Annotated in this window: 8 protein-coding genes; 3 read left to right on the top strand and 5 right to left on the bottom strand. The window is 69.9% G+C overall.

Annotation, left to right across the window (positions count from 1 at the left end):
- Nucleotides 1–292: 292 nt before the first annotated feature.
- The 3 genes from ABZU75_RS44135 to ABZU75_RS44125 all read right to left on the bottom strand — a co-directional run bounded on the left by ABZU75_RS44135 (nt 293) and on the right by ABZU75_RS44125 (nt 2,374).
- The gene (locus ABZU75_RS44135) at nt 293–1,237 is read right to left on the bottom strand and encodes an NAD-dependent epimerase/dehydratase family protein (RefSeq protein WP_355568729.1); all 945 of its coding nucleotides are present in this window, start codon (nt 1,235–1,237) and stop codon (nt 293–295) included.
- Nucleotides 1,238–1,437: 200 nt separating this feature from the next.
- The gene (rsrA, locus tag ABZU75_RS44130; RefSeq protein WP_030924877.1) at nt 1,438–1,704 is read right to left on the bottom strand and encodes a mycothiol system anti-sigma-R factor; all 267 of its coding nucleotides are present in this window, start codon (nt 1,702–1,704) and stop codon (nt 1,438–1,440) included.
- A 64-nt stretch (nt 1,705–1,768) separates the two neighbouring features.
- Nucleotides 1,769–2,374 (bottom strand): sigma-70 family RNA polymerase sigma factor, encoded by a 606-nt coding sequence (locus ABZU75_RS44125; RefSeq protein WP_030924879.1) that lies wholly within the window; start codon nt 2,372–2,374, stop codon nt 1,769–1,771.
- A 286-nt stretch (nt 2,375–2,660) separates the two neighbouring features.
- Here ABZU75_RS44125 and ABZU75_RS44120 point away from each other — a divergent pair, with 286 nt between their 5' ends.
- Nucleotides 2,661–3,401, top strand: coding sequence for a class I SAM-dependent methyltransferase (locus ABZU75_RS44120; protein ID WP_355568724.1), 741 nt, complete (start codon nt 2,661–2,663; stop codon nt 3,399–3,401).
- Nucleotides 3,402–3,748: 347 nt separating this feature from the next.
- Here ABZU75_RS44120 and ABZU75_RS44115 read toward each other — a convergent pair whose 3' ends face one another.
- Together ABZU75_RS44115 and ABZU75_RS44110 are read right to left on the bottom strand one after the other, a co-directional pair.
- Complete coding sequence (locus ABZU75_RS44115; RefSeq protein WP_030924883.1) at nt 3,749–4,081, bottom strand: TraR/DksA C4-type zinc finger protein; 333 nt, start codon at nt 4,079–4,081, stop codon at nt 3,749–3,751.
- A gap of 200 nt (nt 4,082–4,281) precedes the next feature.
- Nucleotides 4,282–5,013, bottom strand: coding sequence for an SOS response-associated peptidase (locus ABZU75_RS44110; protein ID WP_355568720.1), 732 nt, complete (start codon nt 5,011–5,013; stop codon nt 4,282–4,284).
- Between the two features lie 322 nt (nt 5,014–5,335).
- On the opposite strand from ABZU75_RS44110, the gene aroA reads away from it, so the two are divergent.
- Together aroA and rsgA are read left to right on the top strand one after the other, a co-directional pair.
- The gene (gene aroA / locus ABZU75_RS44105; protein ID WP_355568717.1) at nt 5,336–6,613 is read left to right on the top strand and encodes a 3-phosphoshikimate 1-carboxyvinyltransferase; all 1,278 of its coding nucleotides are present in this window, start codon (nt 5,336–5,338) and stop codon (nt 6,611–6,613) included.
- An 83-nt stretch (nt 6,614–6,696) separates the two neighbouring features.
- Nucleotides 6,697–7,749 carry a ribosome small subunit-dependent GTPase A gene (gene rsgA, locus ABZU75_RS44100; RefSeq protein WP_355568732.1) on the top strand — a complete coding sequence of 351 codons (1,053 nt, stop codon included), beginning with the start codon at nt 6,697–6,699 and terminating at the stop codon, nt 7,747–7,749.
- Nucleotides 7,750–7,937: the final 188 nt, after the last annotated feature.

Below are 7,937 nucleotides of genomic sequence, written 5' to 3'. Positions count from 1 at the left end.
GCCTCTGGCGACGCTGGCGCGTCGAGGTTCGGCCGCTCTTACCCGGCTCCTTCCCTCGTCGACCGGGGCCGCTCGTACCTCGCGACCCCGCTCTCCTCGGTCCAGTCCCCGGCGCGGCCTCACGAGTAGTCCCTCGGGAACAAAGCATGGGGCACGTCCCCAGGGGGCTTCCTGGTCCAGTCGCTGGCGCGGCCTCACGGGCCGTCCCTCGGGAAGATTCTTGAGGGACGGCCCCAGGGCGCTGTCCCGGCCGGTCCGGTGTGGCCTCACGAGTTGAGGGTGCTCGGTGGGATTACGGGGTTGCGAGTTTGGTCCTCGCCCAGTCGACCGTGGCCTTCAGGCCCGTGGCCAGGTCCGTCTGGGGGCGCCAGCCGAGCCCGTCGAAGGCGGGAGCCGGATCGACGGCCATGGCCGGGAGGTCTCCCAGGCGGGCCGGAGCCCCACCCGGCTCGTCGACGGCCCCCGCCGCCGCGGCGACCAGGGAGTGCAGCCTCCGGTCGGTGGTCTCGACTCCGGTGCCCAGGTTGAAGCGGCCGCCGCCGCCCTTGGCGCCACAGGCACGGGCGAAGCCGTCGACCACGTCGTCGACGAAGATGTAGTCGCGGGTCTGGGTGCCGTCGCCGTATACCACCGTGGGGGTGCCGTTGAGCAGCGCGTCCGTGAAGATGGCGACCACCCCCGCCTCGCCGTCCGGCGACTGGCGCGGGCCGTAGACGTTGGAGAGCACCAGCGTGGTGTAGTCGATGCCGTGGAGCGCCTTGAAGGTGGCCAGGTAGGTCTCCGCGCTGAGCTTGGAGGCCGCGTACGGAGAGCGCGGGTCGGTCGCCGCGCCGCCGGGGACCGGGATGACCGCCGGCCTGCCGTAGACCGCGACCGAGGAGGCGAAGACGACCTTGCGGGTGCCACCGTGGTGGGCGGCCGTCAGGACCGACGCGGTGCCCTCGACGTTGAGCCTGGCGTCGTGTACCGGGTCGGCCACGCTCTTGCGCACGCTGATCTGCGCTGCGAGGTGGCAGACGACCTCGGGTCTCCACTCGGCCGCCAGGCCGATCAGGGCCGGGTCCCGGATGTCCATCACGTGCAGGGCGAACAGGGGGCTCTCCGCGGCGCGGACCAGGTTGCCGCGGTCGCCACCGGACAGGTCGTCCACCACCGCGACCTCGTGTCCGTCGGCCAGCAGCCGGTCAACGAGGGTGGATCCGATGAACCCCGCCCCACCGGTCACGAGTATGCGCATGAGCAACCCCCATCGTCGTGTGACTCCTCCGCTCCACGAGGGGAGTGGCTTCTCGGTTCCCTCGGCCGAGAGAACCGACGGCCAGGCCATGACCGTTTCGAACCCAGGAACCATAACAGGGAAGCGGTTCACCTGCCGGGTGAACCCGGCAGCCCCTCGGCACACGCGATGACCACGACCGTACGGAGGCTCCGGAGAGGTCAGTGGGCGAGTTCGGAGCGTACCTGGTCGATCCGGCTGAGCACCTTGGCCCGCAGGTCCTCCGAGACCTGGTCGCAGCCGCAGTGCTTGGCGACGAGTTGCTTGACGACCTGCTCCAGGCCGTACTCCTCCAGGCAGGGGTGGCACTCGTCCAGGTGCTGGCGGATGTCCGCGCAGTTGCGCTCGTCGAGCTCGCCGTCCAGGTAGGTGTAGACCTTGTCCAGGACCTCACGACAGTCGGTGTCGTGGTGCTCGCCACAGCTCATGCGATCACCTCACCCAGGGGTGTCGAGGCCACCGGGGCGGAATCGCCGTTCCTGTCTCGCTCGCTCACTTCGCACCTTCCGCGGGAACCAGGCCACGCTCGCGGGCGTAGTCCTCAAGTTGGGTCCGCAGCTGGCGACGGCCACGGTGCAGCCGCGACATCACGGTCCCGATGGGGGTCCCCATGATGTCCGCGATCTCCTTGTACGGGAAGCCCTCGACGTCGGCGAGATAGACCGCGATGCGGAACTCCTCGGGGAGCGCGGCCAGCGCCCGCTTCACGTCGGTGTCCGGGAGGTGCTCCAGCGCCTCGACCTCCGCCGACTTCAACCCCGCCGAAGTGTGCGACTCGGCCCTGGCCAGCTGCCAGTCCTCGATCTCCTCGGCGCCCGACTGCTTGGGCTCCCGCTGCTTCTTGCGGTAACTGTTGATGAAGGTGTTGGTCAGGATTCGGTAAAGCCACGCCTTGAGGTTCGTGCCTTGCTGGAACTGGTGAAAAGACGCGAACGCCTTGGCGAAGGTCTCCTGAAGAAGGTCCTCGGCGTCCGCGGGGTTCCGGGTCATCCGAAGTGCGGCAGAGTAGAGCTGGTCGAGATAGGGCATGACATCCCGCTCGAACCGTGTGCTCCGCTGCTCCAGAGTCTCCTCGTCTGTCGCAGGGACCGGACCCACCCCCTTAAGATCGCCGGAGTCCTGCTGACGCGGGACACCGTACTGAGCGGAGGATACCCGCTCACCGGGGATGGCCCGATCACCGGGGCGGGTGACGGGTTCGATCAAGGCGAGCATCTGCTTGCCAACCTCCGAAAGGATCGTGCGTTGTCCGCTTGCAACACGCTCGTCCACTCATCTGTTCCCGCAAGATAGAAGGTGACGAACGACCCGGTACGGGGAAAAGAAGATACGTACCGGTAGGTAATCAAAGACCACCGGATCCTCCCGACGCCAGGAGCTGCTTGTGCTGCCCATCCCGGCCGAAGAGCTGAACGGCTCAGGTGCGCTCGGGCCGTACTGGACCTTTTATCACGCGGTCGTGGCCGAGCAACTGAGTCGATGGCTGCCGGAAACCCCCTCCACCGTCCTCGACATGTCCTGCGGCAACGGCCGCTGGGCCGTCCAGGCGGCGAAGGCGGGACACCGGGTGATCGAGATGGTCGACTTCCGCCGGCCCGCGGACGACCAACCGCTGCACGACATCTCCAGGGTCAGCCAGGTACGCGCCGACGACCTGCGTTTCCTGCCCGACTGCAGCGTGGACGCCGTGCTCGCCGAGGAACGGGCGATGTCCGTGGAGCTCATGGCCGAGTCCGCGATCGACGATGTCGTCAGGGTTCTGCGTCCCGGCGGCCGGACACTGGTCTGCGTCGACTCCCTGGTGCTGGGGATGGCGATCCTCGCCGAGCAGAACTACTGGGCCCACCTGCGCCAGACCGGCGAGGTCATGCTCGTGCCCTGGCCCGACGGCAGCATCACCCGCTGCTTCAGCAGCGCCCAGCTCCGCGAGCTGCTCACCGAGGCGGGCCTGGAGGTCGAGTGGGTACGGCCCCGCACGGTGCTGTCCCCCTCGACCGTCGACCATGTGCTCGCCTCCGACTCCCGGGCGCTCACCTGGCTGGTCAACACCGAACTGGACACCCACCCCGACGACGACGACACGGTGGGCATCCACTTGGTCGCCAGCGCGCGCCGGCCCTATTAAAGGCGACGCTGACGCGTCGCGGTGAGGCCGCTCTTATCCGGCTCCTTCCCTCGTCGAGGGAGGCCGCTCGTTCCTCGCGACCTCCCTCTCCTCAGTCCAGTCGCCGGCGCGGCCTCACGGGGAGTCCCCCAAGGACAGAGCACAAGGCACGTCCCCAGGGAGATTCTTGGTGCGGGAGGACGGCGCGCGCCCCTTCTCCTCAGGTCAGTCGCCGGCGCGGCCTCACGGGGAGTCCCCCAAAGGGGGGCATGGGGCACGTCCTCGGGGTGATTCTTGGTGCGGGTGGACGGCGCGTCCCTTCGGGGAAAGATCACGGGCACGTCCCCTGGATGCTTCCGGGGGCGGGGTCAGCGTCGGCGTTCGCGTTTGGACTGGCACTGGAGGCAGCGGGCGGCCTCGGGGCGCGCCTCCAGCCTGCCCTCCGGAACGGGCGCGGCGCAGTCCGCACAGAGTCCGTAGCACCCCTCGTCCATCCGCCTGAGCGCCTCGATCACCGAACCCCGGTGCCGGGTGGCCCCTTCCAGCAGTGCCCGGTTGCGGTCGGAATCGGTCAGCTCGGAACCGGCGTCCGCCGGGGAGCGGTCCCCCGCGGCGGGTGAATCTCCGCGAAGGACTCCGATGGAACGGTCAAGTTCGGCGAGCATGTTCTTCAGACGCTCGCGCGCGGTCGCGACATCCACGAATCCGCACCTCCGGAAAACGGGGACGGCCTGTGAAGGGATCCCCGACTCTCCCGTCAGGCGCAAGGGGTGAGCTCTGGCGACGGTGATCTCGCCCACTCGTCGCGAGTCACCGCTTTCCTCAGCGGATGCCCACTTGCCGGAACTTTTACACCGGATCGACCAGCGTTTTCAGAAGAGCGGCCGACTACCGCCCCCTCCTACCGCAGCGGCTCGACGAGCTCGGGGCTGTTGTTGCGCACCGAGTTGACCGCGGTGGAGACCGGATAGACCTCCAGCCCGGTGGAGCCCGCGGGGATCAGGAACTCCCGCGCGTCGGTCACTCCCGGGTCGAGCCACTCACCCCACCGGTCGCGCTCGATCAGCATCGGCATCCGGTCGTGTACCGCACCGGCCTCGTCCACGGCGTCGGTCGTGATGATCGTGCAGGTCACCAGCCAGGAGAGCGGGTCGTCTTCGGCCCGGCCCCGGTCCCGCCAGAACTCGTACAGTCCCGCCATGGCCAGCACGCCGCCGTCGGCGGGGCGGACGAAGTAGGGCTGCTTCTTCGGTCTGCCCTTGGCGTCCTTCTCGTCGAGCACGACCCACTCGAAATAACCATCGGCGGGCAGCAGGCACCTGCGCTCCGCGAACGCCTTGCGGTAGGCGGGTTTCTCCGCCACCGTCTCCACCCGCGCGTTGATCATCTTTGAGCCGATGGAAGGGTCCTTGGCCCAGGCCGGGACCAGCCCCCAGCGGACCACGCGGAGCTGCCGGACCGGTCGGCCGTCCGGATCGGCCTTCGGCACCCGGCTCATCACCGCGTACACCGGTTTCGTGGGCGCGACGTTGTAGTCGGGCCTGAGTTCGTCGTCGGCCGCACCGTCAAGCTCGACCTGGAACTCCTCCAGCAACTCGTGCTTGTCCCGCGTAGACGCGTATCTCCCGCACATATCTCCACTTTGCCACGCCACGGCACACCGGAAGCCCCCACCGGGAAGTACCCAAGATCCCTCTCCCCAGGGACAACCCGTTCTCTCCCCCCAAGAATCACCCCGGGAACGTGCCCCATGCCTCCCCTTGGGGGGACTCCCCGTGAGGCCGCGCCGGCGACTGGACTGAGGAGAGCGGGGTCGTGAGGCCGCGCCGGGGACTGGACTGAGGAGAGCGGGGTTGCGAGGAACGAGCGGCCCCGGTCGACGAGGGAAGGAGCCGGGCAAGAGCGGCCTCACCGCGACGCGCAGCGTCGCCGACAACACAGCTAGGCTTTTGGCCATGTCCGCTCCGCTGTGGCCCGCGCCGGCCGCGACCGAACCCGTCCGCGCGACCGTTCCCCTGCCCGGATCGAAGTCCGTGACCAACCGCGCACTGCTGCTCGCCGCACTGGCCGAGGGACCCGGCACGGTACGGCTGGCGCTGCGCAGCCGCGACGCCGATCTGATGGCGGACGCGCTGCGGGCACTGGGCGCGACGATGACCCCCTCCAACGAGAGCGCCTCGAGCGTCGACTGGGCGATCACGCCCGGCCCCGTCATCAGCGGCGCCCACATCGACGTGGGGCTGGCGGGCACGGTCATGCGCTTCGTGCCGCCCATGGCGGCACTGGCCAGGGGCGAGGTGTTCTTCGACGGCGACCCGCACGCGCGTAAGCGCCCGATGGGCCCGATCCTGCGCGCGCTGCGCGCCCTCGGCGCCGAGGTGACCGGCGACGCGCTGCCTTTCACCATCAGGGGGCCGCTGACCGGCGGCGAGGTCAGGCTCGACGCGTCGGGCTCCTCACAGTTCCTCTCCGGCCTGCTGCTGACCGCCGCGCGCTTCGAGAAGGGCGTGACGGTACGCCACGACGGCCCGCCGATCCCCTCGCAGCCGCACATCCAGATGACCGTTCAGATGCTGCGCGAGTTCGGCGTCGTGGTGGACGACTCCGAGCCGGACGTCTGGCGGGTCGAGCCCGGCCCCATCGGGGCGAGGGACTTCACGGTTGAGCCCGACCTGTCCAATGCGGCGCCGTTCCTGTCCGCCGCCATGGTGACAGGCGGCACGATCACCATTCCCGACTGGCCCGTGCGGACGACCCAGCCGGGTGACCAGTTGCGCACGCTGCTGGCCGACATGGGCGCCTCGGTGGAGCACACACCCGAGGGGCTGGCGGTCACCGGTACCGGACGGATCACCGGAATCGAGGCGGACCTGCGCGACGTGGCCGAACTGACCCCGACGATCGCCGCGCTGGCCGCTCTCGCCGACTCCCCCAGCAGGATCAGCGGTGTCGCCCACATCCGCGGGCACGAGACCGACCGGCTGGCCGCTCTGGTCGCGGAGATCAACGGTCTCGGCGGCGACGCGAACGAGACCGAGGACGGCCTGGAGATCCGGCCCCGACCGCTCACCGGCGGCGTGTTCCACTCCTACGCCGACCACCGGATGGCCACCGCCGGAGCGGTCATCGGGCTGGCCGTGCCCGGCGTCGAGGTGGAGGACATCGCCACCACGGGTAAGACCCTTCCCGAGTTCGCCTCGATGTGGGCGGACATGCTGCGCGGCGCGCGGTGAGGGGCGACCGGCCGGCAGGCCCAGGAGGCGCCCGGTAGTCGCGGCCCTTCGCGGGGCGCACCGGGCCGGACAAGGCGGAGAAACTGAGAAAGCGCGAGTACGACGAGGACGACGTCAGGGTCAGGCCGGGAAAGGGATCCCGGCCCCGGACCCGGATCCGTCCTGCCCATGAGAACGCGGTCCCGGCGTTCGTGGTCGCCGTCGACCGCGGACGCTACACGTGCCTGGTCGAGTCGGAGGGCGAGCGGGGACGCCGCCGCAAGCGGGACCAGGCGGAGGGCGCCGCGATGAGCGGCCGGGTCGTGGTCGCGATGAAGGCCCGCGAGCTGGGCCGCAAGGGAATCGTGGTCGGCGACCGGGTGGCCCTGGTGGGCGACGTCTCCGGGATGACCGACACGCTGGCCCGCGTCGTACGGGTGGAGCCCCGTGCCTCCATGCTCCGCCGCTCCGCGGACGACACCGACAACACCGACGGCATCGAGCGCCCCGTGGTCGCCAACGCCGACCAACTCGTCATCGTGACGGCCCTGGCCGATCCACCGCCCCGGCCCCGCATGATCGATCGGATGCTGGTCGCGGCCTTCGACGCCGACATCGAGCCGCTGCTCTGCCTCACCAAGTCCGATCTCGCCTCGCCCGACGAGTTGGTCTCGCTGTACGCCCCCCTCGGCGTGCCGTACGTGGTGGTCTCCAAGGGCGGCGACCTGGTGGAGGTGCGAGAGCGCCTCAAGAGCCGGATCAGCGTGCTCGTCGGCCATTCCGGGGTGGGTAAGTCAACCCTGGTCAACGCCCTGGTGCCGGACGCCAACCGGGCCGTCTCACACGTGAACGCGGTGACCGGCCGGGGCCGTCACACCTCCACCTCCGCCGTCGCCCTCGAACTGCCGGAGAGTGGCTGGATCATCGACACCCCCGGGGTGCGCAGCTTCGGTCTGGCCCATGTCTCGGTGGAGACGGTCCTGGCGGGCTTCCCCGACCTGATCGAGGGCACCGTCCATTGCCCGAAGGGCTGCACCCACCTTTCAGAGGAGTGCGCCCTGGACGCCTGGGTAGCCGCCGGCCACGCCGACCCGGCCCGTCTGACCTCCCTACGCCGCCTCCTCGCCAGCCGCGAAGGCACCCCCGACGACGACTAGCCCCCAAGGAACACCGCAGGGACGTGCCCCACGCTCCCCCCCTTGAGGGACTCCCCGTGAGGCCGCGCCGGGGACTGGACCGAGGAGAGCGGGGCCGTGAGGCCGCGCCGGCGACTGGACCGAGGAGAGCGGGGTCGCGAGGTACGAGCGGCCCCGGTCGACGAGGGAAGGAGCCGGGTAAGAGCGGC

This window comes from Streptosporangium sp. NPDC005286 (assembly GCF_040607515.1).
GTDB lineage: Bacteria > Actinomycetota > Actinomycetes > Streptosporangiales > Streptosporangiaceae > Streptosporangium.
The sequence above is the reverse complement of the archived record's forward strand: the minus strand, read 5'-3'. Positions and strand labels throughout refer to the sequence as shown.